This window comes from Mycolicibacterium pulveris, assembly GCF_010725725.1.
GTDB classification, from domain to species: Bacteria; Actinomycetota; Actinomycetes; order Mycobacteriales; family Mycobacteriaceae; genus Mycobacterium; species Mycobacterium pulveris.
The window spans coordinates 405,537-428,321 of the sequence record NZ_AP022599.1 but is presented as its reverse complement, the minus strand read 5'-3'; the positions used below and the strand labels follow the sequence as shown (position 1 = coordinate 428,321).

General features: G+C 68.1%; 27 protein-coding genes. 16 read left to right on the top strand and 11 right to left on the bottom strand.

The genetic code is table 11. From position 1 onward, the window contains the following. The first annotated feature begins 27 nt into the window (after positions 1-27). Together G6N28_RS02365 and G6N28_RS02360 are read left to right on the top strand one after the other, a co-directional pair. Positions 28-651 (top strand): helix-turn-helix transcriptional regulator, encoded by a 624-nt coding sequence (locus G6N28_RS02365; protein WP_163905752.1) that lies wholly within the window; start codon positions 28-30, stop codon positions 649-651. Beyond that, on the top strand, positions 644-1,090 hold the full coding sequence (locus G6N28_RS02360; RefSeq protein WP_163896862.1) for a hypothetical protein: 447 nt from the start codon (positions 644-646) through the stop codon (positions 1,088-1,090). Before G6N28_RS02365 ends, G6N28_RS02360 begins: the two co-directional genes overlap by 8 nt. Before the next feature lie 14 nt (positions 1,091-1,104). Here G6N28_RS02360 and ctaD read toward each other — a convergent pair whose 3' ends face one another. Continuing rightward, complete coding sequence (gene ctaD / locus G6N28_RS02355; protein ID WP_163896861.1) at positions 1,105-2,784, bottom strand: aa3-type cytochrome oxidase subunit I; 1,680 nt, start codon at positions 2,782-2,784, stop codon at positions 1,105-1,107. Positions 2,785-2,945: 161 nt separating this feature from the next. Between ctaD and fdxA the strand changes: the two genes are divergently transcribed. From fdxA to G6N28_RS02340, 3 genes are read left to right on the top strand one after another with little or no spacing between them, the layout of a single operon-like run. Further along, positions 2,946-3,290, top strand: a complete 345-nt coding sequence (gene fdxA, locus G6N28_RS02350; protein WP_163896860.1) for a ferredoxin — start codon at positions 2,946-2,948, stop codon at positions 3,288-3,290. Then, positions 3,290-3,943, top strand: coding sequence for a helix-turn-helix transcriptional regulator (locus tag G6N28_RS02345; protein WP_163896859.1), 654 nt, complete (start codon positions 3,290-3,292; stop codon positions 3,941-3,943). The genes fdxA and G6N28_RS02345 overlap by 1 nt, the downstream gene beginning before the upstream one ends. An 8-nt stretch (positions 3,944-3,951) precedes the next feature. Then, positions 3,952-4,245, top strand: coding sequence for a hypothetical protein (locus G6N28_RS02340; RefSeq protein ID WP_163896858.1), 294 nt, complete (start codon positions 3,952-3,954; stop codon positions 4,243-4,245). Here G6N28_RS02340 and G6N28_RS02335 read toward each other — a convergent pair. Next, positions 4,242-4,886, bottom strand: a complete 645-nt coding sequence (locus G6N28_RS02335) for a sensor domain-containing protein (RefSeq protein ID WP_163896857.1) — start codon at positions 4,884-4,886, stop codon at positions 4,242-4,244. The genes G6N28_RS02340 and G6N28_RS02335 overlap by 4 nt on opposite strands. Positions 4,887-4,943: 57 nt before the next feature. On the opposite strand from G6N28_RS02335, the gene G6N28_RS02330 reads away from it, so the two are divergent. The 4 genes from G6N28_RS02330 to G6N28_RS02315 all read left to right on the top strand — a co-directional run bounded on the left by G6N28_RS02330 (position 4,944) and on the right by G6N28_RS02315 (position 7,946). Then, complete coding sequence (locus G6N28_RS02330) at positions 4,944-5,954, top strand: uroporphyrinogen decarboxylase/cobalamine-independent methonine synthase family protein (protein ID WP_163896856.1); 1,011 nt, start codon at positions 4,944-4,946, stop codon at positions 5,952-5,954. A gap of 187 nt (positions 5,955-6,141) precedes the next feature. Beyond that, positions 6,142-6,627: an SRPBCC family protein gene (locus tag G6N28_RS02325; protein WP_163896855.1), complete on the top strand. Its 486-nt coding sequence runs from the start codon at positions 6,142-6,144 to the stop codon at positions 6,625-6,627. Continuing rightward, positions 6,624-6,968, top strand: a complete 345-nt coding sequence (locus G6N28_RS02320; protein ID WP_163896854.1) for an ArsR/SmtB family transcription factor — start codon at positions 6,624-6,626, stop codon at positions 6,966-6,968. The genes G6N28_RS02325 and G6N28_RS02320 overlap by 4 nt, the downstream gene beginning before the upstream one ends. Positions 6,969-7,073: 105 nt before the next feature. Next, complete coding sequence (locus G6N28_RS02315) at positions 7,074-7,946, top strand: hypothetical protein (protein WP_163896853.1); 873 nt, start codon at positions 7,074-7,076, stop codon at positions 7,944-7,946. A gap of 1 nt (position 7,947) precedes the next feature. Here the strand turns inward: G6N28_RS02315 and G6N28_RS02310 are convergent, their stop codons facing one another. Continuing rightward, positions 7,948-9,552, bottom strand: coding sequence for a 4-coumarate--CoA ligase family protein (locus G6N28_RS02310; protein WP_163896852.1), 1,605 nt, complete (start codon positions 9,550-9,552; stop codon positions 7,948-7,950). Between the two features lie 38 nt (positions 9,553-9,590). Then, complete coding sequence (locus G6N28_RS02305; protein ID WP_163896851.1) at positions 9,591-9,995, bottom strand: MmcQ/YjbR family DNA-binding protein; 405 nt, start codon at positions 9,993-9,995, stop codon at positions 9,591-9,593. A gap of 154 nt (positions 9,996-10,149) precedes the next feature. On the opposite strand from G6N28_RS02305, the gene ligA reads away from it, so the two are divergent. Then, positions 10,150-12,258 (top strand): NAD-dependent DNA ligase LigA, encoded by a 2,109-nt coding sequence (gene ligA / locus G6N28_RS02300; protein WP_163896850.1) that lies wholly within the window; start codon positions 10,150-10,152, stop codon positions 12,256-12,258. A 155-nt stretch (positions 12,259-12,413) separates the two neighbouring features. Then, the gene (locus G6N28_RS02295; RefSeq protein WP_163896849.1) at positions 12,414-12,668 is read left to right on the top strand and encodes a metallothionein; all 255 of its coding nucleotides are present in this window, start codon (positions 12,414-12,416) and stop codon (positions 12,666-12,668) included. 3 nt (positions 12,669-12,671) lie between these two features. Here the strand turns inward: G6N28_RS02295 and G6N28_RS02290 are convergent, their stop codons facing one another. The 6 genes from G6N28_RS02290 to G6N28_RS02265 form a co-directional block, all read right to left on the bottom strand. Continuing rightward, positions 12,672-14,246, bottom strand: coding sequence for a polyamine aminopropyltransferase (locus G6N28_RS02290; RefSeq protein WP_163896848.1), 1,575 nt, complete (start codon positions 14,244-14,246; stop codon positions 12,672-12,674). Beyond that, on the bottom strand, positions 14,243-14,713 hold the full coding sequence (locus G6N28_RS02285) for a DUF350 domain-containing protein (protein ID WP_163896847.1): 471 nt from the start codon (positions 14,711-14,713) through the stop codon (positions 14,243-14,245). Before G6N28_RS02285 ends, G6N28_RS02290 begins: the two co-directional genes overlap by 4 nt. Before the next feature lie 34 nt (positions 14,714-14,747). Then, positions 14,748-15,176: a DUF4247 domain-containing protein gene (locus G6N28_RS02280; protein WP_163896846.1), complete on the bottom strand. Its 429-nt coding sequence runs from the start codon at positions 15,174-15,176 to the stop codon at positions 14,748-14,750. Beyond that, entirely contained in the window at positions 15,173-15,676 is a 504-nt protein-coding gene (locus tag G6N28_RS02275) for a DUF2617 family protein (protein WP_163896845.1), read from the bottom strand. The genes G6N28_RS02280 and G6N28_RS02275 overlap by 4 nt, the downstream gene beginning before the upstream one ends. Positions 15,677-15,684: 8 nt before the next feature. Next, complete coding sequence (locus G6N28_RS02270; RefSeq protein ID WP_163896844.1) at positions 15,685-16,296, bottom strand: DUF4178 domain-containing protein; 612 nt, start codon at positions 16,294-16,296, stop codon at positions 15,685-15,687. A gap of 79 nt (positions 16,297-16,375) precedes the next feature. Beyond that, the gene (locus G6N28_RS02265; RefSeq protein ID WP_163896843.1) at positions 16,376-17,032 is read right to left on the bottom strand and encodes an ACT domain-containing protein; all 657 of its coding nucleotides are present in this window, start codon (positions 17,030-17,032) and stop codon (positions 16,376-16,378) included. 73 nt (positions 17,033-17,105) lie between these two features. On the opposite strand from G6N28_RS02265, the gene gatC reads away from it, so the two are divergent. The 3 genes from gatC (at position 17,106) to G6N28_RS02250 (ending at position 19,991) form a co-directional block, all read left to right on the top strand. Continuing rightward, the gene (gene gatC, locus G6N28_RS02260; protein WP_163896842.1) at positions 17,106-17,405 is read left to right on the top strand and encodes an Asp-tRNA(Asn)/Glu-tRNA(Gln) amidotransferase subunit GatC; all 300 of its coding nucleotides are present in this window, start codon (positions 17,106-17,108) and stop codon (positions 17,403-17,405) included. Continuing rightward, positions 17,402-18,883 (top strand): Asp-tRNA(Asn)/Glu-tRNA(Gln) amidotransferase subunit GatA, encoded by a 1,482-nt coding sequence (gene gatA / locus G6N28_RS02255; protein WP_163896841.1) that lies wholly within the window; start codon positions 17,402-17,404, stop codon positions 18,881-18,883. The genes gatC and gatA overlap by 4 nt, the downstream gene beginning before the upstream one ends. Positions 18,884-18,959: 76 nt before the next feature. Next, the gene (locus G6N28_RS02250; protein ID WP_163896840.1) at positions 18,960-19,991 is read left to right on the top strand and encodes an ATP-dependent 6-phosphofructokinase; all 1,032 of its coding nucleotides are present in this window, start codon (positions 18,960-18,962) and stop codon (positions 19,989-19,991) included. Positions 19,992-20,015: 24 nt separating this feature from the next. On the opposite strand, the gene G6N28_RS02245 is transcribed toward G6N28_RS02250, so the two are convergent. Continuing rightward, positions 20,016-20,711, bottom strand: a complete 696-nt coding sequence (locus G6N28_RS02245) for an NAD(P)-dependent oxidoreductase (RefSeq protein ID WP_163896839.1) — start codon at positions 20,709-20,711, stop codon at positions 20,016-20,018. A gap of 72 nt (positions 20,712-20,783) precedes the next feature. On the opposite strand from G6N28_RS02245, the gene G6N28_RS02240 reads away from it, so the two are divergent. Continuing rightward, entirely contained in the window at positions 20,784-21,257 is a 474-nt protein-coding gene (locus G6N28_RS02240) for a MarR family winged helix-turn-helix transcriptional regulator (protein ID WP_163896838.1), read from the top strand. Between the two features lie 24 nt (positions 21,258-21,281). Beyond that, positions 21,282-22,784, top strand: coding sequence for an Asp-tRNA(Asn)/Glu-tRNA(Gln) amidotransferase subunit GatB (gatB, locus tag G6N28_RS02235; protein ID WP_163896837.1), 1,503 nt, complete (start codon positions 21,282-21,284; stop codon positions 22,782-22,784). The last annotated feature ends 1 nt before the right edge of the window (position 22,785 follow it).

Below are 22,785 nucleotides of genomic sequence, written 5' to 3'. Positions count from 1 at the left end.
AACCGTCAACGCGAACGCGTGCTCCACCTGGTACGCCAGCACGAGGGCCCCGTCGACGCCGCCCAAATCGCCGGACAGATCGGTCTGCATGTGACCACGGTGCGCTTCCACCTGGACGCGTTGTGTGACGAGGGGGCGATCGCGCGCACCCGGCTGCACCGCGCCGGGGCGGGGCGGCCGCGAACCGGCTACGTGGCGGTGGAAGATCGCCTCGACTACCGGGTGCTGGCCGAGGTGCTGGCGATGGAACTCGGGAGGACCGCACAGACCCGCCGCGACCGCGCTGAGCGTGCGGGACGGCGTTGGGCGGATCAGATGATCGCCGCGTTCAAGGCCGATGCCGGGCCGGGCGAAAACCTGAGCGACGACGACGCCCTCGATCGTCTCGCGGTGGTGGCCACCCAGGTCTTCGCCCGCATGGGTTTCGCCCCGGAACTGCTTGCGGCGAAGCGGTCGCGTACGAAGCGTGAGCGCGAAATCAGGCTGCACGCGTGTCCGATCCGTGAACTGGCGCGCGCGCACCCCGAGGTGGGCTGCGGCCTGCACCGCGGGGTGCTGGCCGAGCTGGCCCGCGATACGACGATATCCGCGGAGCTGGAGCCGTTCGTCGAGCCCGAGCTCTGCCTGGCAAGGGTGGTGTCACATGAATGAAGTCGCTAGATACGTGCAATTGCTCGTGCCGATGCTGTGGCTCGGCATGGTGCTGGCCATCTCGTTTCTCGAGGCACCGCTCAAGTTCGGCGCGCCCGGTGTGACCCTTCCGATCGGGCTGGGCATCGGCCGGCGCGTCTTCAAGGCCCTCAACGGTGTCGAAGTCGTGCTCGCCGCGGTGCTTCTGCTGGCAACCCTGGTCGCCAGGCCCGCTACGGTCGCGTTGATCCTGGTCGTGGTGGCAGCGGCGGTGCTCGCCGTTCAGGTCGTCGCTGTGCGGCCACCGCTGACCAAGCGCTCGAACCGAATCCTCGCCGGTGAGACCCTGCCGCGCTCGCAGATGCACTACCTCTATGTCGCCCTGGAGGTCGTCAAGGTGGGCACGCTTCTCGCGCTGGCGCTGGTGTTGACCTCCAGGGTCGTCGGTCACCTGGTCTGAACGTCGCCCCGCACTCAGTGGCGGCCGATGTGTGACTCCGCGCGGATCCGTTCGACCATGTGGGGGTAGTGCAGTTCGAAGGCTGGGCGTTCCGAACGGATCCGGGGCAGCTCGGTGAAGTTGTGCCGTGGCGGCGGGCAGGAGGTGGCCCACTCCAGCGAGTTGCCGTAGCCCCACGGATCGTCCACGGTCACCGGTTCGCCGTAACGCCAGCTCTTGAACACGTTCCAGAGGAACGGCAGCATCGAGACGCCGAGGGTGAACGCCCCGATGGTGGAAACGACGTTGAGCGTGGTGAACCCGTCGGTGGGCAGGTAGTCGGCGTAGCGCCGCGGCATGCCCTCGTTACCCAACCAGTGCTGCACCAGGAACGTGGTGTGAAAGCCGATGAACGTCAGCCAGAAGTGCAGCTTGCCCAACCGCTCGTCGAGCAGACGCCCGGTCATCTTGGGGAACCAGAAGTAGATCCCGGCGTAGGTGGCGAACACGATGGTGCCGAACAGCACGTAGTGGAAGTGCGCCACCAGGAAGTAGGTGTCGGTGACGTGGAAGTCCAGCGGCGGACTGGCCAGCATCACGCCCGACAGGCCGCCGAGCAGGAACGTCAGCAGAAAGCCGATGGAGAACAGCATCGGCGTCTCAAATGTCAACTGCCCCTTCCACATCGTGCCGATCCAGTTGAAGAACTTCAAACCGGTCGGCACCGCGATCATGTAGGACATGAACGAGAACCACGGCAGCAGGATGGCTCCGGTGGCGAACATGTGGTGCGCCCACACCGCGACCGACAGCGCGGCGATGCCGATGGTGGCGTAGACCAGCGTGGTGTAGCCGAAGATCGGCTTGCGGCTGAACACCGGGAAGATCTCGGTGACGATGCCGAAGAACGGAATGGCCACGACGTAGACCTCGGGGTGGCCGAAGAACCAGAACAGGTGCTGCCAGAGGATCACGCCGCCGTTGGCGGGGTCATAGATGTGCGCGCCGAAGTGGCGGTCGTAGGCCAGCGCGAACAGCGCCGCGGTCAGCAGCGGGAACACCATCAGCACGATGATCGACGTCACCAGGATGTTCCAGGTGAAGATCGGCATCCGGAACATCGTCATGCCCGGGGCGCGCATGCACACCACCGTGGTGATCATGTTGACCGCGCCCAGGATGGTGCCGAGACCGGCCACACCGAGACCGAAGATCCACAGGTCACCGCCCGCGCCCGGCGAGTGCAGCACATTGCTCAGGGGCGTGTAGCCGGTCCAGCCGAAATCGGCTGCGCCGCCGGGGGTGATGAACCCCGACACCGTGACCAGGCCGCCGAACAGATAAAGCCAGTAGCTCAACGCGTTGAGCCGCGGAAAGGCCACGTCGGGGGCGCCGATCTGCAGCGGGAGAATGCAGTTGGCGAAGCCGAACACGATCGGTGTGGCATACAGCAGCAGCATGATCGTGCCGTGCATGGTGAACAGCTGGTTGAACTGCTCGTTGGACAGGAACTGCAGCCCGGGCCCCGCCAGCTCGGTACGCATCAGCAGCGCCATCAACCCGCCGACCAGGAAGAAGGCGAACGACGTCGCGATGTACATGATCCCGAGAAGCTTGGGGTCGGTGGTCGTGATCAGTTTGTAGACGAGCGAACCCTTCGGACCCTGTCGTGGCGGGGACGGTCTGGTGGCTGTCCTCTCGGCGATGATGCTCATGAGTCATTGCCCCTTGCGGCACAAGATTTCCCGAACACGTGGTCCATTACCGTCCCTTCACCCAGGGTTTTATTTAGATGACTATAGTCCTCTAAATCTCGCGCGAGCACCAGGGTCCGGGGGGCTTTTTTACAAGTCAAAGTTGTAGTAATGTACGGGGCATGACGTACGTGATCGGTCAGCCCTGTGTGGACGTCAAAGACCGTGCCTGCGTAGAGGAGTGCCCCGTCGACTGCATCTACGAGGGTGCCCGGATGCTCTACATCCACCCCGATGAATGTGTCGACTGCGGTGCCTGTGAGCCGGTGTGCCCGGTGGAGGCGATCTACTACGAAGACGACCTGCCAGACGAGCTGCAGCCCTACATCGCGGAGAACGCGAAGTTCTTCACCGACACGCTGCCCGGGCGGGATGAGCCGCTGGGGTCACCGGGCGGGGCTGCGAAGCTCGGACCCATCGACGCCGACACAGAAATGGTGGCTGCCCTTCCGCCGCAGGGGGAGTGATGCGCCGGGGACGGCGCGATCGGATTCTGGACGCACTGCGCAACTCCACCGAGTCGCGCAGCATCTCCAGCCTGGCCGGCGAAATCGGCGTGCACCCCAACACTGTTCGCTTCCATCTCGATGCCTTGGTGAAGGCAGAGCTCGTCGAGGAGGTGACCGATCGGGTCACGACGCGGGGGCGTCCGCCGACCCGGTACCGGGCCACCCGCAGAATGGATCCCGCCGGGCCCACGAACTACTCCCTGCTGGCAGCCGTCATGACGGATTACTTTGCGGCACACGCGCGCGATCCCGTGCGTGCCAGCACCGAGCTGGGGCGCTCGTGGGGCCCCACCCTGACGAAGGGCAATAGCGGCCCAGCGCCGTCCAGGAGCCAGGCTGTCGACGAGTTCGTCGATGTGCTCGCCGAGGTGGGTTTCGGCCCGGAGCCACCGACGACCCGCCCCGTGCACGACATCCGGCTGCGGCACTGTCCTTTCATCGAGGTCGTGGACCGGCACCAGTCCGTGGTCTGCGCCCTGCACCTCGGGCTGATGCAGGGCGCGCTGACGGCGATGCAGGCCCCGCTGGCCGTCGAGCGCCTGGACCCCTTCGTCGAGCCGGATCTCTGTGTCGCACACCTCAGGTCGACCGCGCAAGGCGACGAGAAATGAAGACAACGATGACCGATGATCTGCAGGGCATAGACCCGCTGGACGACCACGACTATCTGGTTCGGGCGACCCTCGACGACGAGGTGGTGACGATCCGGGTGCACGCCGCCCCGGAAATCGTGCTGGACATCGCCGGAGAGCAGGCCGACGAGCTGAGCGTCGTCGCCGCCACCCTGGACTATCTGGGCAAACGCCAACGCTTCGACGAGTTGCCCGGGCAGCTGGACCTAGACGACGTCGCCTGCGCATACGACGGCTACATCCGTGACATGCGACGCCAATTCGCCACGCACGAGGCTTAATTCGGCACCTTGGCCAAGATGTTGGTCATCACGATGGTCGGCACCGAGCTGGGAAACCGGCACGCCGTCACCTCGACCAGTACGACGTTCTTGACGCGGTAGTCCCGGCCGCACCCGTTGTCGGTGCGGGTCTGCAGGGAGTCCGGGGTGATGACCGCGTCGCCGACCAGCATCGGGCCCAACGGCGTTGTGCTGCAACCGTCGGCGCGTGCGACGAGATCATCGAAGGCCCGGCGCGCGGTGTCCGCATCGCGGTATGCGGCGGCGCCTTGGGAGATCAGACCGCCGCCGGGCGGGTGCTGAAACGTCGTCTTGTGGAATTCTTCGACGTCGGGGCCGAACGTCTGGGTCTCGGCGAAGATCCATTGGCACTGCGACGGGGTCGATTCGGCAAAGTGGTCGATGTCGACGGGGATCTTGCCGTCCATACTCGGAATGATGGTGAGGTCGTCACCGGCCCCGGTGATGGCGCGCATCTGCGCCTGGTCGAGCATGATCGTGTCGACGTCCAACGGAGACAACGAGTCGTCGTCGATGCCTGGTATGGCCCGCACGGCACTGCCCGTCACCGTCTGTGCGCAGCCCGCGACCAACAGCGTCGCCGCCCACCACAGGACCGCTGATCCCGGCGATACCCGCATGGCCTTCCTCCCAGCCCTTCGGGAATGAGGTTAGCCCGATCGCATACTGTCAAACGAGTGAGCGTTTTCGCTGCAGCGACCGGAATCGGATCCTGGCCCGGGTCGTCACCGCGCCAGGCCGCCGAGGTGATCGTCGGCGAACTGCACACCCTGCCGCATCTGGTCGAGTTGCCCGCTCGCGGCGTGGGTGCGGACATGATCGGTCGTGCCGGTGCGCTGCTGGTCGACATCGGCATCGACACCGTCCCGCGCGGCTATCGGATCGTCTCCGGTCGCAGCGCCGTGGCCCGGCGGTCGATGAGCCTGCTCGACGAGGACATCGACGCATTCGAAGAAGCGTGGGAAAAGGCGGGCCTGCGCGGCAGCGCGCGCCCGGTCAAGGTGCAGTCGCCGGGGCCGATCACGCTGGCCGCCCAGCTCGAGCTGCCCAACGGGCACCGCGCGATCACCGACCGGGGTGCGCTCCGCGATCTGGCCGTGTCGCTGGCCGAGGGAATGGCAGCGCACCGTGCGCGGTTGGCCAAACGGCTCGACACCGCCGTCGTCGCGCAGCTCGACGAACCGCTGTTGCCTGACGCGCTGCAGGGCCGCCTCACCGGGGTGACCAGCCTGACACCCGTGCATCCTGTCGACGAGTCGGTAGCGCTCGGGCTCCTCGATGACCACGTCAGCGCTCTCGGTGCCGACGTGATGTTGCACAGCTGCGCCTCAGATCTGCCCTGGAATCTTTTGCAGCGCAGCGCAATACCCGCGATTGCGGTAGACGTGACCACGCTTGCCGGCGCCGATCTCGACGGCATCGGCGAGTTCGTCGAATCGGGTCGCGCGGTGTTGCTCGGCGTCGTTCCCGCCACGGCCCCGACAACTCCACCGAATGTCGAGGAGGTCGCCAAGGCGGCGGCCGCTGTCACCGACCGGCTTGGATTCTCCCGGTCGGTGTTGCGGGAACGAGTCGGCATCACCCCGGCCTGTGGGCTGGCCGGGGCAACCCCGCAGTGGGCGCGCGCCGCCGTCGAGTTGGTGCAGAAGGTCGCCGACGGGTTCGCCGAGGACCCCGACGCGATCTGACGCTCGGACCGCCGTGGTCCCGTCGTGGTCATCGCCGATTTCTGCGGCAGGGCAGTGCTTGCCCGGCTCATCGCGACCCTGCGGCAGAACTCGGTGACACGCTGGCGTCGCCTCAGAAACGCGCAACCTGGGGGTTGCGCATTACCGGCCTGCACCCGTAGGGTGACACGCAACCAGGAGGTTGCGCATGAGTTCGGATCGAATCGAAAAGCACGTCGTGCTGAAAGCTCCGCTGGAGCGGGTCTGGAAGGCGATCAGCGACGCCGACCAGTTCGGCCGGTGGTTCGGGGTTCGCTTCGACGGGCCGTTCGTCGAGGGCGCCGCGCTCACCGGGGTGATGACGCCGACGGCGGTCGACGAAGAGATCGCCAAAAGCCAAGAGCCGTATGAGGGTACGGCCGATACGTGGTGGATCGTCGCAGTGGAGCCGCCGCACCGATTGGCCTACCGCTGGCGCCCCTACCTCGTCGCAGGCGGCGAGGACGGCCCGACCACCCTTGTCGAGTTCACGCTGCAGGAGACCGCCGACGGCGTGCTGTTGCGCATCGTCGAGTCCGGGTTCGACGCCATCCCCGAGGATCGTCGTAAGGCGGCATTCGACGACAACAGCTCGGGCTGGGCCGCGCAGACCGAGCTGGTACGCAAGTACGTCGCGATGAGCGAGACGGTGTGAGCACCTCGGCGCTTCTCGACCGCGCGCCGGTGTTCGACGCGTTGGGCGACCCGAACCGGCTACGGATCATCACTCGCCTGTGCGACGGCGGCCCCTGCTCGACGACGGAGGTGACGCAGGCGGTACCGGTCACCCGGCAGGCGGCGACCAAACACCTTGTGCTGTTGGAAACGGTGGGCCTGGTCAGCAGTCAACGCCGCGGCAGGGAACGCATCTGGCAGGTCGAGCCCGAGTCGCTGACCGAAGCCAGCGAATACCTGACGGGCCTGTCGCGACGCTGGGATCGCGCGATCGACCGGTTGCGGGCTTTCGTCGAAGACGAAAACCCAGACACCCGATAACGATTTGCGTGCGTTCGGCGAGACCGCTGATGTGCGGTGCTCTCGCGTGCGACAATTCATCCCGCCCGCATCGAATCGTCTTTGCCGACTGGCAGGAGAGGAATTGTGGCCCAATTTCACCAGCGCCTGGCGACGAGTGTTGGTGTCGTAGCGGCGTGTCTGTTGATCGGCGGCCCTGGACTGGCGACTGCCACGGCAGACCCGGGTGGTTCGCGCGGGGGCGGCTCCGATCGCGGGTCCAGTGCTGATCGCGATGGTGGGCACGGCCGCCACGGTTCGAAGGGCGACCACGACAACCGCGGCAACCGTTCGGATGCCGGTCAGCGGCGCCACAGCAACGACGGCAACGGAAACGGCCGATCCAACCGCGGCGGCGAGGGCCCGCAGTCGCGGGTCGGAACCGGGCGCGAAGACAGTCCGCAACCGGAGCCGAACGCGCGGGCCGGCGTCGACGCCCGCGGGCCCGTCAGCGACGACCGGCCGCCCGCCGATGCGCCGGGAAGCTCCGATGGTCCGGCCATCAGCAGTGGTCCTGCCGTCGACGCGCCGACCGTCAGCACCAGCCTCGCTCCTGGAGCCGGCGCCGGCGGTGGCGGCGGCTCGGCGCCGGTCGCCGGGCCCGCAGCCACATTTCAGCCGCCGCGGGTGACCATCGGCAACGGCCGCCAACCCGGCTTGCAGAGCGGCGATTTCGCACCGCGTCAGCAGCAGGCACCCACACGGACGCCCGTCGTTGCGCCGCCTGTGCCCACGCCTGCGCCCACGCCACCGCGTCCTCCAGCGCGCCCGGCGCCGCCGTTGTTGCACCGCCTAGCCACACCGCCGCACATGCCGGTGCCCCTTCCCGGCGCTCCGGGCGCGAACTGGAATGCGTTGTGGGGGATCGCCGGGTTGCTGCTGATTCCGGCCGCGGGCGCGGCGTTGGGCTACCGGCAGGCGCGGGCCGCGCAGATGGCCGACCGGTTGCACCGACCCTGAGTCAGCCGCGCAGATCCTTGCGCAGAATCTTTCCCGACGCGGACTTGGGCACCGCGTCGATGAACGCCACCTGACGCACCTTCTTGTACGGGGCGACCTGAGCTGCAACGAACTCCATCACCTCGTCTTCGGTCAGCTCTGCGGCGGATTGCTTGACCACGAACGCCTTCGGGACTTCTTCGCCGTCGGCGTCGGTCACCCCGACCACGGCGGCGTCGGCGATCGCGGGATGGCTCAGCAGCACCGCCTCGAGTTCGGCGGGCGGTACCTGATAGCCCTTGTACTTGATCAGTTCCTTGAGGCGGTCGACGATGTACACGCAGCCGTCGGCGTCGACCTGCGCGAGATCGCCGGTGTGCAGCCAGCCTTCGTCGTCGATGGTCTGCCTGGTGGCCGCCTCGTTGTTCAGATATCCCGCCATCACGTTGGGTCCCTTGAACCAGAGTTCACCAGTCTTGCTGAGACCCTCTGTGGGAGGAGGGATTTCGTCACCGGTCTCGGGGTCGACGAGCTTGGAGGCGCCGTTGGACACCGTCCAGCCGACCGAACTCAGCGGCGCGACCATGTTCATCTCCTGCAGGCCGCCGTCGAACGGGGTGATGTGGCTGACCGGGCTGAGCTCGCTCATGCCGTAGCCCTGAACGACGGTGCAGCCCAACCGCTTGGCGACGGCGTGGCCGAGATCGGCGTCCAAGGGCGCGGCACCCGACATCACGGTGTTCAGCGAGGATAGGTCGTAGTCGTCGACCAGCGGATGTTTGGCCAGCGCCACGGCCACCGGCGGCGCGATGAACGCGATCGTGCACTTGTGCTCGGCGATGTTGGCCAGGAACTCCTCGAGGTCGAAGCTGCCCATGATGACCAGCCGGGCGCGGGCGTGCAGGGCGGCGTTGAGCAGCACAGTCATTCCGTAGATGTGAAAGAACGGCAGCACCGCCAGGATCGCGTCGTCGGCGACCATGCCGTGCAGCGGCCGGATCTGGGCGACGTTGGCCACTAGGTTGCGGTGGGTGAGCATGACGCCCTTGGGGACGCCGGTGGTTCCGGAGCTGTAGGGCAGCACCGCCAGATGCGACGACGGCGCGAAGCTGACGTCGGGTGCCGGCAGGCCCGGGCCCATCAGATCGGCGGCGTTGGGATGTCCGGTGGCGGCGAGCCCGTCGCCGTCGAGCACGACGACGTCCTCGGGCCGGATCCCTGCGGCCGCCGCGCCCTCGCCCGCCAGTTCCAGCAGCGGTGTGACGGTGACCAGCATCCTGGCCTTCGAATCGAGCAGCTGCTTGGCGATGTCGGCGGCGGTGAACAGCGCGTTGATCGTGGTGGCCGTCGCGCCGGCGCGCAGGATGCCGTGAAACGCCACGGCGAACCCCGAACTGTTCGGCGACAGCAAGCCGACGACGTCGCCGACACCGATCCCGCGCCCGGCCAGGGCGCCGGCGAACGCGTCGACGCGCGCGATCATCTCGCGGTAGCTGGTCTGGCGACCGGACTTGGCGTCGATCAGCGCGACCCGGTCGAGGTCGTCCTGTGCGATATCGCCGAACAGGTAGTCGTAGACGCTGGTGGACGAAATGTCGACTTCGGGAAAGGGACTGGCGAAACTCAAGGCGTCTCCGATTCAGTGATGGCGCACCGCTTACCTGGTCAGCCTACGTCGAGGCGCTTGATCAGCTTCTTGGGCGCGACCAGTCGGAACGAGGCGTCGATCAGCTCGCGCACCTCGGTCCAGTCGATCTTGTCCGTCGCGGTGAAATCCAGCCCCAGCCAACCCGACGGCCCCATGTAGGCGGGGTAGAAGAAGCGGGTGTCCTGCTCGAGCGCGCGCCGGTCGCTCTCGTCGACCTTGACCAGGATCGAGTGGGGGTACTGGACGTACTGGCCTTTGACGCCGGTCTTGGCGCTGCCGCCGTACATCGCGAAGATCTTCGGCGCGCAGAACACGGGCCGCCCCCAGGAGATCTTCTCGAACGCCTCGGGGAAGCCCAGCGCGATCTCGCGCACCCGTGCCAGCCCGAGGTCGTCGTCGCGGAACATGATCGGGTGCGGCATGCCCGCAAGGGTAACCAAGTGGTGCACGCGTCGACACCGACGCAATGGTCGAGTCGATGGGCCGCAAACCAGCCAAAGCGTCGGTCTGGACGGCGACGGTCGGGCCCGCGGCGCCGCGCCGTGCGATGTCGGCTGGCTGCATTAGCCTGCGGGGGTGAGCACCAAGGCGACCCCGGATCCCGAGACGACGCTGGCCGAGCAGGCCGAGGACGCCCCCGACGCGGATGTGCGGCGCCGCTGGCAGGAACTCGCCGACGAGGTGCGGGGGCACCAGTTCCGCTATTACATCCGCGACGCGCCGATCATCTCCGACGCCGACTTCGACAAACTGCTACGCGAACTGGAGGCGCTCGAGGAGAAGCATCCGGAGCTGCGCACCCCCGACTCGCCGACGCAGCTGGTCGGCGGCGCCGGCTTCGCCACCGACTTCACCCCCGCCGAGCACTTGGAGCGGATGCTCAGCCTGGACAACGTCTTCACCCCGGAGGAACTGGCCGCGTGGGCCGCGCGCATCAAGGACGAGATCGGCGAGGACGCGCACTTTCTGTGCGAGCTGAAGATCGATGGGGTGGCGCTGTCGCTGGTGTACCGCGACGGCCGGCTGGTCAGGGCGGCGACCCGCGGCGACGGCCGCACCGGCGAGGACGTCACACTGAACGCCCGCACCATCGACAACGTCCCCGAAAAGCTCACCGCCACCGAGGAATTCCCGCTGCCGAAGGTTCTGGAGGTGCGCGGCGAGGTGTTCTTCCGGGTGGCCGACTTCGAAGAGCTCAACGCGGGCCTGGTCGCCGAGGGAAAGCCGCCGTTCGCCAACCCGAGAAACAGCGCCGCCGGCTCGGTTCGGCAGAAGAACCCGGCCGTGACGGCGCGTCGCAAACTACGGATGATCTGCCACGGCATCGGTCACGTCGAGGGTTTCCGCCCGACGTCGCTGCACGAGGCCTACCGCGCGCTGAGCGCCTGGGGGCTGCCGGTCTCCGAGCACACCGCGCGGGTGCAGGGCATGGAGGCGGTCACCGAGCGCATCGCGTACTGGGGTGAACACCGCCACGAGGTCGATCACGAAATCGACGGTGTCGTGGTCAAAGTCGACGAAGTGGCGCTGCAGCGCCGGCTCGGGTCGACGTCGCGGGCGCCGCGCTGGGCGGTCGCCTACAAGTATCCGCCCGAGGAGGCGCAGACCAAGCTCCTCGACATCAAGGTCAACGTGGGCCGAACCGGCCGGGTGACGCCGTACGCCTGGATGGAGCCGGTCAAGATCGCCGGCTCGACGGTCAGTCAGGCCACGCTGCACAACGCCTCGGAGGTCAAACGCAAGGGCGTGCTGATCGGCGACACCGTGATGATCCGCAAGGCCGGCGACGTGATCCCGGAGGTGCTGGGTCCCGTTGTCGATCTGCGTGACGGTACCGAGCGCGAATTCGTCATGCCCACAAACTGTCCGGAGTGCGGCACCAAGCTCGCCCCGGCCAAGGAGGGTGACGCCGACATCCGCTGCCCCAACACCCGGACCTGTCCGGCGCAACTGCGCGAGCGGGTCTTTCACCTCGCGGGCCGCGGTGCGCTCGACATCGAGGGGCTGGGTTACGAAGCGGCCGTCGCGCTGCTGCAGAGCGGGGTGATCACCGACGAAGGCGACCTGTTCAGCCTCGGCAGCGAAGACCTGTTGCGCACCGAGCTGTTCCGGACGAAGGACGGCAAGCTGTCGGCCAACGGCAAGCGGCTGCTCGTGAACCTGCACGAGGCCAAGTCGCGTCCGCTGTGGCGGGTTCTGGTCGCGCTGTCCATCCGGCATGTGGGCCCGACGGCTGCCCGCGCGCTGGCTACCGAGTTCGGCAGCCTGGAGGCGATCATGGCGGCCTCGGAGGAACGGCTCGCCGCGGTCGAGGGTGTCGGGCCGACCATCGCCGAGGCGATCACCGAATGGTTCAAGGTCGACTGGCACCGCGCGATCGTCGACAAGTGGCGCGCCGCGGGGGTGCGGATGGCCGACGAACGCGACGAGAGCATCGAACGCCACCTCGAGGGCCTGTCGATCGTCGTCACCGGGTCGCTGACCGGGTTCTCTCGCGACGAGGCCAAGGAAGCCATCGTCGCGCGCGGCGGCAAAGCGGCCGGGTCGGTGTCGAAGAAGACCGCCTATGTGGTGGCCGGCGATTCACCGGGTTCGAAGTACGAAAAGGCCGTCGAGCTCGGTGTGCCGATCCTCGACGAGGACGGCTTCCGCCGGCTGCTGGACGGCGGCCCCGACGCCGTCTGACCCGTTTGCCTAATTGCGTCGAAAGGGACAAACGGGCGGGAAAGTGCGAGAAGAATTCGCTGTTTCGCCGATCACGGCGCGGGGCGGGCAGGGGCGCGAGCGTTTGTCATCGCCGTCCGCCGGGCACCCGGATGGGCGAGGGACAAGGAGTTCTGATGGCAATCTGCGATACCTGCGGCAACGAGTACGACAAGGCGTTCACCGTCACATGGGGCGACGGTAAGAGCGCGACCTTCGACAGCATCGAATGCGCCGCCGCGCAGCTGGCGCCCGAATGCGCGCACTGCGGCTGCCGGATCCTCGGCCACGGCGTGGAGACCCCCGAGGCGATCTTCTGTTGCGCGCACTGCGCACGCAAGGACACCAGCGCCGACGTCAACGACCGCTATCCGGTGCCGGCGGGTGGTTGACGCTCACCGGTAGCCTTTCCGCATGTCGTCGACGATGCGCGGATGGTCCAGCGTCGATGGCTCCAACCACTGCGGGCGGATGTCACCGCCGAACACCGTGGCCGCGTCGAGCACCCGCTGATTGAGAAACCGCAGCGGCGGCGCGTCATCGGGAATCGTCGGCACCGGCGGGGCTGCGCCGCGGCGGGCCAGCACCATTCCCCAGTCGCCGAACGTCGGCACATGTACGTGATAGGGCGTCACCGCATACCCGGCGGCCCCGATCGTCGAGACCGTGCGCCAGAACGCCGTCGGGGTGGCGAACGGGCTGCCGGCCTGCACCGCCATCAGGCCGTCGTCGGCCAGCACCCGGCCGATCAACGCGTAGAACTCCACCGAGTACAACCGGCCGAGCACCGGGGTGTCCGGATCGGGCAGGTCGACGATGACCGCGTCGAAACCTCCCCGCGGCAGGACCGGCGAGGGCTCGCGCAGCCAGCGCATCGCGTCGTCGATCACGACGGTGACCCGCGGATCGTCGAGCGCGCCGGCGTTCACGTCGCGCAGCGTGGTGCGCGCCAGCTGCACCACCGCGGGATCCAACTCCACCTGAACGATCGTCTCGACCCCGGGTTGGCGCAGCACCTCGCGGGCGGCCAGGCCGTCACCGCCGCCGAGGATCAGCACCGAGCGCGCACCGTCACCGAGCGCGGGATAGACGAGGCTCTCGGTGTACCGGTATTCATCTCGGGTCGAAAACTGAAGCCCGCCATCGAGATACAGCCGGGTGTCCTCGCCACGGCGGGTCACCACGATCTCCTGGTAGGGCGAGCGTTCGAGCGCGACGATCGGATCCGCGTACAGCCGTTGACGTGTCGAGGTTTCGATGCCGTCGGCCCGCACCAGCAACGTCACCAACAACGCCAACGCTGCAGCCAAAACCGTTATTGCCGTGATGAATTCGCGTGAGGTGACGATGCGCCGCAGCAGGAACACCGCGACCACCGCTGCGGCGACCACGTTGATGACCCCCGTGGCCGCCGCACCGCGAATCATGCCCAGCTGCGGCAACAAGATGAACGGCCAGATCAGGCCGCCGACCAGCGCGCCGAGGTAGTCGGCGGCGTTCAGGTTGGCCAGCACCCGTCCGGTGTCGGCGGCACCGGACACGCGGCCGCGCTGCAACAGCGTCATCAGCAGCGGCACCTCGGCACCCACCAGGCTGCCGATCAGCAGCGTGCCCACCACCAGCACCCACACCGAACCGCCGACGAACGCGAACGCCACATACAGCGCCGCCGCCGAAAGCCCGCCGATTATCGCCAACGACGTCTCCACGGCGATGAACGTGATGGCCGCCCGTCCCAGCAACGGTTTGACCAGCAGCGCCCCCGCCCCCAGCGCGGCGACATAGCCCGCGACGATCAGCGACATCGCGACGATGCCACCGCCGTGCAGGCTGGCCGACAGTGTCAGCAGCGCCAGCTCGTAGACGAGCCCGCACGCCGCACAGGCCGCCACCGCCGCGAGCAGCACCGCCCGCCAGCGCGTCGTCGAACCGACCGGCGGCGCCGGATCAGGCGCGTGCCCGGTCGTCATGACAGCGCGGCGGCGTTCACCCCTCCCACGGCCAGCAGCGTCACGGCGGTGGCGATGGCCGCGGGATGTAGCCGCTCGTCGGCGATGAGGTCGCGGAACCGCCCCGGCACGACGACTTCGAGCACGACGAGCGCCAGCCCCTGCAACAACACGCCGACCAGCCCGTAGACGGCGGCGTCGACCAGTCCCTGGCCCAACTCGTTGGAACTGCTCACGATCGCGGAAACGACCACGGTCGCCAGCGCGGCGTACATGCCACAGGCGACGGCCACGGCGTTGGGCCGCCGCTCGACGAACACCATCTGGCGCAGGTTCCCCGGCGTCAGCAGATCCACCATGAGGAAGCCGGCCGCCAGCACGACGACACCGATAGCGAAGTACAACAGCGCGGCAATGACGTTCTGCGCCAGACTTTCACCGCTGATGGTGCCGAATTCGACGACGGCTGCTCGTATTTCGGGGTTCATCGGGTCTCCTAACCGATCAGGGTTGGTGCGGGCGTCATTTCGTTCCCCCGGGGCCGCCGGGGCTACCGCCCGCACCGCCCGCCGGGGACCCGGGGAAGAACCCGGGCCCCAGGAAGATGAAACCGCCGTGGCTGTATCGGGCGTTGATGTCCTCCACGCGGATGGTGCACGGACGGTTGCCGTCTGGGCCGACGATCACGATGTCGTCGTTGTAGCGCAGGTACTCCGAGCCGCGGTCGGTGGCGCGGGCCTCCGGGCTCTTGTAGTCCGCCAGCCGGTCGGCCACTTCGGCGGGTGACCCCGTGCATTCATAGCTCGTGGCTTGCGCGCCATGCGAATACGCGGGGTAGGTTTCGGCCACATGCGTTCGGATGTCGGGCAGCATCGAGATGCCGAGGATCAGGCAGACGATGCCGCCGACGGCCAGACCGCCGGCGAGCCAGAACAGGTTGGTGCGGCTCATGGCCGCCACCGGCTGTTCGTGTGCACGACGGTGCCGCCACCGGACGGGTGCGGATACAGATGCCAGGTGCGCCACCGCCACCCGTCACCGTCGGGTTCGGCGGACAGCGCCGTCAGCGCGGCGTCGTCGCCGGGAAACGCGCCGCCGAGCCACCCGGTGCTCTGCGCGCAGCGCTCACGCAGCAGCCGAGCCAGCGCGCGGAAACTCGTCTCATCGTGTGCCTCGTGCCGCGACCGAAGCAGGTAGCCGGGCGCGACGGCACGACCCGGCAACGGGGTGGGGGCCACAGCAGTACACGAAACCTCCTCGGAAAACGAGGAATTCGCGCACTTGACCGAGACGACGTGGGAGGCGCCGAGCACCCCGAGGACGAGTTCGCCGCCGTCGGGGTGACGCAACCGGCAGACGGCGAGAGGCGTCGGCGCGGCCGTGTTGAGTGCGAGCCGCAGCCCGGCCCCGGAGACGTCGGCTGGGCTGACGGCCAGGCGGTGCAGGGGCAACGACGTTCCTAAGCGCTCGGCGGCGGGGCCGGATACACGGTCAATTCGCCTGGCTGCACGGGCTTTCCGATGGAGATCTCCCACGGCATGTCCGCCGCCCACCGCTCGAACCCGAGAAACGACGTCTCGCCGGCGTCGGCGTAGTCGGCGAACTCCATCTCGCCGCCGGCGGGCAGGCCCGTGGTGCCCTCGGTGGTGAACGACGCGCGGCCCCTTTCGATCTCTCGGTAGGAGATGCCGTCCACCTCGAGCGGGCCGTCGGGGGTGAGCGTGACGTCTTTACGGCGTTGCCACATCACAAGTTCCAGCCGGCCTTCGTCTTCTTCCACGCTGAACCACAACGGTTCGCCACCGCCTTCGAGCAGATGCTCCCACCAGACGAACGGGCCTTGCCGCAGCGTGACCGAACCGCGCACGACATAGTCCACGCCGCCATGGGAGACGATCGCGCCCGGCCCGAGTTGGCGAGGACCGAATTGCGGCATGGTCGCCGCGAACTTCAGCGGGTCTTGGCGGTCCGCACCGGATTCGGTATTCTTCGGCCGGCGCAAGGCCACGACCAGCACGATGACGGCCGCGGCGAGCAGGACGATGGCGAGTACGATCAGCAGCGTGTCCACGCGGAACCCTTCCGTACGGCGTGCGGCGGTGCGTCAAGCGGATATCAGCCCACGGTAACAGCCGGTGACGCGCGCGGACTCAGCGCAGAATCGTCGCGACGATGCCGGCCAGATAGCCCAGCCGCGCCACCTCCGACGGCCGGAACTGCGGCCCGCCCGGCCGCCCGACCACCAGCGCGGTGCGGGGATCGCCCAGCGGTGCGGCGGCCAACGTGGTGTTCATCTCGCGCAACAGCGCCGGCACCCAGTCGGCGGCCCCGTCCAGCGCCTCGGCGCGCTCGAGCGGCAGCCATGGCGTGTCGACCGTGGGCGTCTCGGGCGCTCCCGTGCTGCCGACGATGCGCTGCGGTCCCGTTTCGGCCAGCCGGATCACCGACGCCCACCCGACCCGCAGCACTTTGGGTGCCTCGTCGACGAGCACTTGCAGCTTGGTCTTTCTGGGTGCGGCGGCGACGCGGTCGATGAGCTCCAGCTCGCGGTGGGCCTCCAGCAGCCCGGTGTGCGGCCGGACGGAATCGACGTGCACGCCGTCGATCTTCTCGGCGGCGGTGATCAGCATGTCGGGCATCGACCCGGGCGGCAGCTCGACGACCAGATCGTCGATCGCGATACCCGACCCCCGTTCGACGACGTCGAGCGACAAGATGTCAGCGCCCACCGAGCCGAGCGCCACGGCCAGCCCGCCGAGGCTGCCCGGGCGGTCCTCGAGCTGGACTCGCAGCAGATACGAAGGCACGCGCTCACTGTTACACAGCCTTGGGCCCTCGGCAGCGCGGGCGGCGACGACGGCACTGGCTAGGGTTGACGGCGTGTCGAAGATCTCTCGAGACGAGGTGGCTCACCTCGCGCGCCTGGCCCGGCTGGCCCTGACCGACGACGAGCTGGACAGTTTCGCCGGTCAGCTGGACGCCATCATCGGCCACGTCAGCCAGATCCAGGCCGTCGACGTCACCGGCGTCGCACCCACCGACAACCCGCTCAAGGACGTCAACGTGTTCCGGCCCGACAAGGTGCAGCCGTCGCTGAGCCAGGAGGAAGCCCTGGCCGAGGCGCCCAACGCGGTCGACGGCCGGTTCGGCGTGCCGCGCATCCTGGGGGAGGCCGAATGAACGACCTGATCCGGCTGGACGCGGCGATGCTGGCCGACAAGATCGCACGCAAGGAGGTGTCCTCGGCAGAGGTCACCAAGGCCTGCCTCGACCAGATCGCCGCCACCGACGAGCGCTACCACGCGTTTCTGCACGTCGCGGAGAACCGGGCGCTGGCCGCGGCGGCGCGCGTCGACGCGGCGGTGGCCGCCGGGGAGGACCTGCCCTCGCCGCTGGCCGGTGTCCCGGTGGCGTTGAAGGACGTGTTCACCACCACCGATATGCCCACCACCTGCGGGTCCAAGATCCTTCAGGGCTGGCAGTCACCGTACGACGCGACGGTGACGGTGCGGCTGCGCGCGGCCGGCATCCCGATCCTGGGCAAGACCAACATGGACGAGTTCGCGATGGGCAGCTCCACCGAGAACTCCGCCTACGGCCCGACCCGCAACCCGTGGAACGTCGAGCGGGTGCCGGGGGGATCCGGTGGCGGCAGCGCGGCGGCGCTCGCGGCTTTTCAGGCGCCGCTGGCCATCGGCACCGACACCGGCGGGTCGATCCGTCAGCCCGCGGCGCTGACCGCGACCGTCGGGGTGAAGCCGACGTACGGGACGGTGTCGCGGTACGGGCTGGTGGCGTGCGCGTCGTCGCTCGATCAGGGCGGGCCGTGCGCGCGCACCGTCCTCGACACCGCGCTCCTGCATCAGCTGATCGCCGGGCACGACCGGCGCGACTCCACGTCCCTCGACGTCGAGATCCCCGACGTGGTGGGCGCGGCGCGCGCCGGCGCGAGCGGTGACCTCAAGGGCGTGCGGATCGGCGTGGTGCGCCAGCTGCGCGGCGACGGCTATCAGCCCGGGGTGCTGGAGTCGTTCAACGCCGCGGTGAGTCAGCTGACCGAGCTGGGTGCCGAGGTGACCGAGGTGGACTGCCCGCACCTCGACTACTCGCTGTCGTCCTACTACCTGATCCTGCCCTCGGAGGTGTCGTCGAACCTCGCGCGCTTCGACGGCATGCGGTACGGGGTGCGGGTCGGCGACGACGGCACCCACAGCGCCGAGGAGGTCATGGCGTTGACCCGCGCCGCCGGCTTCGGCCCAGAAGTCAAGCGCCGCATCATGATCGGCACCTACGCGCTGTCGGCGGGGTACTACGACGCCTACTACAACCAGGCGCAGAAGGTGCGCACGTTGATCGCCCGCGACCTCGACGAGGCCTACCAGCGCGTCGACGTGCTCATCTCGCCGACCACCCCGACCACCGCGTTCGGTCTCGGGGAGAAGGTCGATGACCCGCTGGCGATGTACCTGTTCGATCTGTGCACGCTGCCGCTGAACCTCGCGGGCCACTGCGGGATGTCGGTGCCGTCGGGGCTGTCCTCCGACGACAACCTGCCCGTCGGCCTGCAGATCATGGCACCTGCGCTGGCCGACGACCGGATCTACCGCGTCGGCGCCGCGTACGAGGCCGCGCGGGGCCCGTTGCCGTCGGCCATGTAGCCGCCGAGCGCACCGGGTTGAACGCAAACGTCGAGTAGGGGCGCGAACAACGGTCCGCTCGGGGAGGATGGGAACCATGCGGATCGGAGTTCTCACTGGCGGTGGCGACTGTCCCGGGTTGAACGCGGTGATCCGGGCGGTCGTGCGCACCTGCGACGTGCGGTACGGGTCTTCGGTCGTCGGGTTTCAGGACGGTTGGCGCGGCCTGCTGGAGAACCGGCGCGTCCAGCTGGCCAACGACGACCGCAACGATCGGCTGCTGGCCAAGGGCGGCACCATCCTGGGCACCGCCCGGGTGCATCCGGAGAAGTTGCGGGCCGGGCTGGACCAGATCAAGCAGACGCTCGACGACAACGGCATCGACGTGCTCATCCCGATCGGCGGCGAAGGGACGCTGACCGCCGCGCACTGGCTGTCCGAGGAGAACGTTCCGGTGGTCGGCGTCCCCAAGACCATCGACAACGACATCGACTGCACCGACGTGACATTCGGTCACGACACCGCGCTCGGCGTCGCCAGCGAGGCCATCGATCGGCTGCACAGCACCGCCGAATCGCACCAGCGCGTGATGCTGGTCGAGGTGATGGGCCGGCACGCCGGCTGGATCGCGCTCAACGCCGGCCTGGCCTCGGGCGCGCACATGACGCTGATCCCTGAGCAGCCGTTCGACGTCGAGGAGGTCTGCCGGCTGATCAAAGCGCGCTTCGTGCGGGGCGATTCGCACTTCATCTGCGTGGTGGCCGAGGGCGCCAAACCCGCCGAGGGCACGATGCAGTTGCGCGAGGGCGGACTCGACGAGTTCGGCCACGAGCGGTTCACCGGCGTCGCGCAGCAGCTCGGTGTCGAGGTCGAGAAGCGCATCAACAAAGAGGTGCGGGTCACCGTGCTCGGGCACGTGCAGCGCGGCGGCACGCCGACCCCCTTCGACCGCGTGCTGGCCACCCGCTTCGGCGTCAACGCCGCCGACGCCGCACACGCGGGCGAGTACGGAATGATGGTGTCGCTGCGCGGGCAGGAGATCGGGCGGGTTCCGCTGGCCGACGCCACCCGTCAGCTGAAGCTGGTGCCGCAGAGCCGATACGACGACGCCGCGGAGTTCTTCGGCTGAGTCTGTCCCGCTCGCGCTGAAGGATCAGGCGACCGTGGTGGCTTCGCGGCGCATCATCTGCCACATCGAGGGCACCTGCTCGGTGGTCGAGACGACGACGGTCTTCTCGGCGGTGGCCGTGTCGGCGGCGAGCCGCGTCATGTAGTCGGCGAGGTCGATGCGCGCGGTGAACGCGCCCACCGGATTCACTTCTCCGGCAACGTAACTGGTCGTCGCCGGCAGATCGAACAGCCCCGACGGGCGCACCACCGTCCAATCGAGCCCGCTGCCGGTCACGATGTTCTCCATGCGACGCTGATCGTCGTAGGTGCTCTTGCCGATTGTGCGGGTGATGATCGGCTCCACGATCCGCAGTGCGAACGGCGGATCGACCCGGTCGGGGTAGTGGTGACCGCCCGTCGAACTCACCACGACCAGCCGGCGGACCTTGTTCGCGTGCATGGCCGCCACGATGTTCTCGACGCCGGCGGAGTAGGTGTCGATCGGTCGCAGGCTGAACGGCACGCCCAGGCTCGACAACACCGCGTCGGTCCCGGCGACGACGTCGTTCACCGCCGTGGCGTCTTTCGCGTCGGCGCGCGCCACGGTCAGCCGGTCGTCGGTGAGCGGGAAGTCGCGCGGTCGCCGCGTCACCGCGACGGCAGAGTGGCCTGCCTCGAGCACCCGTTGGGTCACCAGTCGGCCGGTCGGGCCGTTGGCGCCGAAGATCGCGATGTGCATAGCGCTCCTAACTAGTCATCTTGTATGATTATCACCGTAGGTGACTATCACTGCGAGTGCTAGTGTCGGCGCATGGACGAGCGCTCGATGGGCATCGGCGCACTACACGAGCGCATCCCGTTCCTGCTGTCTCAGCTCGGCGTCTACCTCGCCGAGGACTTCGTGCGCCGGCTGCAACCGTTCGGTGTCGAGCCACGGACCTACGCGGTGCTCAAGGCGCTGTCGGCGGACGACGGCCAGTCTCAACGCCAACTGTCCGCGCAGCTCGACATCCATCGCAACGTGATGGTGACGGTGGTCGACAGGATGGAGGGGCAGGGGCTGGTCAAGCGGATGCCGCACCCGAGCGATCGCCGGGCGTTCGCCGTGACGCTGACCGACAAGGCCCGCCAGCTGCTCCCGGAACTCGACGCCGTCGGGCGCGCGCAGGAGGACGAGATCACCGCCACGTTGACGGCCGCCGAGCGCACGAACGTCCTGCATCTGCTGCAACGGATGTCCGCCGCGGCGGGCCTGATCCCCGGCGTGCACCCAAAACTGGGCTGACCGGCCACCACTAGACTCGCTGCCATGACTGTCGCCGCTTCCGAACTGCTCGATTACGACGACGTGATTGCCCGCTACGAGCCGGTGCTCGGCCTCGAGGTGCACGTCGAGTTGTCGACGGCGACGAAGATGTTCTGCGGCTGCGCCAACAAGTTCGGCGCCGAACCCAACACCCAGGTGTGCCCGGTGTGCCTGGGCCTGCCCGGCTCGCTGCCCGTGCTCAACCAGCAGGCCGTCGAATCCGCGATCCGCATCGGGCTGGCCCTCAACTGCGAGATCGTGCCGTGGTGCCGGTTCGCCAGGAAGAACTACTTCTATCCGGACATGCCCAAGAACTATCAGATCAGCCAGTACGACGAGCCGATCGCGATCAACGGCCACCTCGACATCCCGCTCGACGACGGAAGCACCTGGCGCGTCGAGATCGAGCGCGCCCACATGGAGGAGGACACCGGCAAGCTGACCCACCTCGGCAGCGACACCGGCCGCATCGAGGGTGCGACCACGTCGCTGATCGACTACAACCGGTCCGGCGTGCCGCTGATCGAGATCGTCACCAAACCGATCGAGGGTGCCGGCGCCCGCGCTCCCGAGACCGCCCGCGCCTACGTGACCGCTCTGCGAGACCTGTTGCGGGGCCTGGGGGTATCGGATGTGCGCATGGATCAGGGGTCGATGCGCTGTGACTCCAACGTCTCGCTCAAGCCGATCGGGCAGGCCGAGTTCGGTACCCGCACCGAGACCAAGAACGTCAACTCGCTGAAGAGCGTCGAGGTCGCGGTCCGCTACGAGATGCGCCGTCAGGCAGCTGTTCTCGAATCGGGCGGCCGAGTCATCCAGGAGACCAGGCACTTTCACGAGGACGGCTACACCTCACCCGGCCGCAGCAAGGAAACCGCGCAGGACTACCGGTACTTCCCCGAACCCGACTTGGAGCCGGTGGCACCCGACGCCGAACTCGTCGAGCGGCTGCGCAAGACCATCCCCGAGCTTCCCTGGGTGACACGCAAGCGCACCCAGGAGGAGTGGGGGGTCTCCGACGAGGTGATGCGCGACCTGGTCAACATCGGCGCGCTCGACCTGATCGCGGCCACCGTCGAGCACGGTGCATCCAGCGAGGCCGCCAGGGCGTGGTGGGGCAACTTCCTGGTGCAGAAGGCCAATGAAGATGGGGTGGAGGTGTCCGATTTGCCGATCACGCCCGCGCAGGTGGCCGCGGTGGTCAAGCTCGTCGACGACGGCAAGCTGTCGAACAAGCTGGCCCGTCAGGTGGTCGAGGGCGTGCTCGCCGGGGAAGGCGACCCCGAGCAGGTGATGGCCGACCGTGGCCTCGAGGTGGTCCGCGACGACTCCGCGCTGCAGGCCGCCGTCGACGACGCTCTGGCCGCCAACCCCGACATCGTCGAGAAGATCCGCGGCGGCAAGGTGCAGGCCGCAGGTGCGATCGTCGGCGCCGTCATGAAGGCCACCAAGGGTCAGGCCGACGCGGCACGGGTGCGCGAACTGGTCCTCGAAGCCTGCAACTAGC

Excerpts from the sequence above, each read along its gene's own strand:
- G6N28_RS02245 (WP_163896839.1), bottom strand. The coding sequence starts at position 20,711 with ATGCACATCGCGATCTTCGGCGCCAACGGCCCGACCGGCCGACTGGTG.
- ctaD (WP_163896861.1), bottom strand. The coding sequence starts at position 2,784 with ATGAGCATCATCGCCGAGAGGACAGCCACCAGACCGTCCCCGCCACGA.
- G6N28_RS02360 (WP_163896862.1), top strand. The coding sequence starts at position 644 with ATGAATGAAGTCGCTAGATACGTGCAATTGCTCGTGCCGATGCTGTGG.
- G6N28_RS02240 (WP_163896838.1), top strand. The coding sequence starts at position 20,784 with ATGGACGAGCGCTCGATGGGCATCGGCGCACTACACGAGCGCATCCCG.
- G6N28_RS02250 (WP_163896840.1), top strand. The coding sequence starts at position 18,960 with ATGCGGATCGGAGTTCTCACTGGCGGTGGCGACTGTCCCGGGTTGAAC.
- gatB (WP_163896837.1), top strand. The coding sequence starts at position 21,282 with ATGACTGTCGCCGCTTCCGAACTGCTCGATTACGACGACGTGATTGCC.
- G6N28_RS02285 (WP_163896847.1), bottom strand. The coding sequence starts at position 14,713 with ATGAACCCCGAAATACGAGCAGCCGTCGTCGAATTCGGCACCATCAGC.
- G6N28_RS02335 (WP_163896857.1), bottom strand. The coding sequence starts at position 4,886 with ATGCGGGTATCGCCGGGATCAGCGGTCCTGTGGTGGGCGGCGACGCTG.
- G6N28_RS02325 (WP_163896855.1), top strand. The coding sequence starts at position 6,142 with ATGAGTTCGGATCGAATCGAAAAGCACGTCGTGCTGAAAGCTCCGCTG.
- G6N28_RS02295 (WP_163896849.1), top strand. The coding sequence starts at position 12,414 with ATGGCAATCTGCGATACCTGCGGCAACGAGTACGACAAGGCGTTCACC.
- G6N28_RS02290 (WP_163896848.1), bottom strand. The coding sequence starts at position 14,246 with ATGACGACCGGGCACGCGCCTGATCCGGCGCCGCCGGTCGGTTCGACG.
- G6N28_RS02280 (WP_163896846.1), bottom strand. The coding sequence starts at position 15,176 with ATGAGCCGCACCAACCTGTTCTGGCTCGCCGGCGGTCTGGCCGTCGGC.
- G6N28_RS02345 (WP_163896859.1), top strand. The coding sequence starts at position 3,290 with ATGCGCCGGGGACGGCGCGATCGGATTCTGGACGCACTGCGCAACTCC.
- gatA (WP_163896841.1), top strand. The coding sequence starts at position 17,402 with ATGAACGACCTGATCCGGCTGGACGCGGCGATGCTGGCCGACAAGATC.
- G6N28_RS02305 (WP_163896851.1), bottom strand. The coding sequence starts at position 9,995 with ATGCCGCACCCGATCATGTTCCGCGACGACGACCTCGGGCTGGCACGG.
- fdxA (WP_163896860.1), top strand. The coding sequence starts at position 2,946 with ATGACGTACGTGATCGGTCAGCCCTGTGTGGACGTCAAAGACCGTGCC.
- G6N28_RS02340 (WP_163896858.1), top strand. The coding sequence starts at position 3,952 with ATGACCGATGATCTGCAGGGCATAGACCCGCTGGACGACCACGACTAT.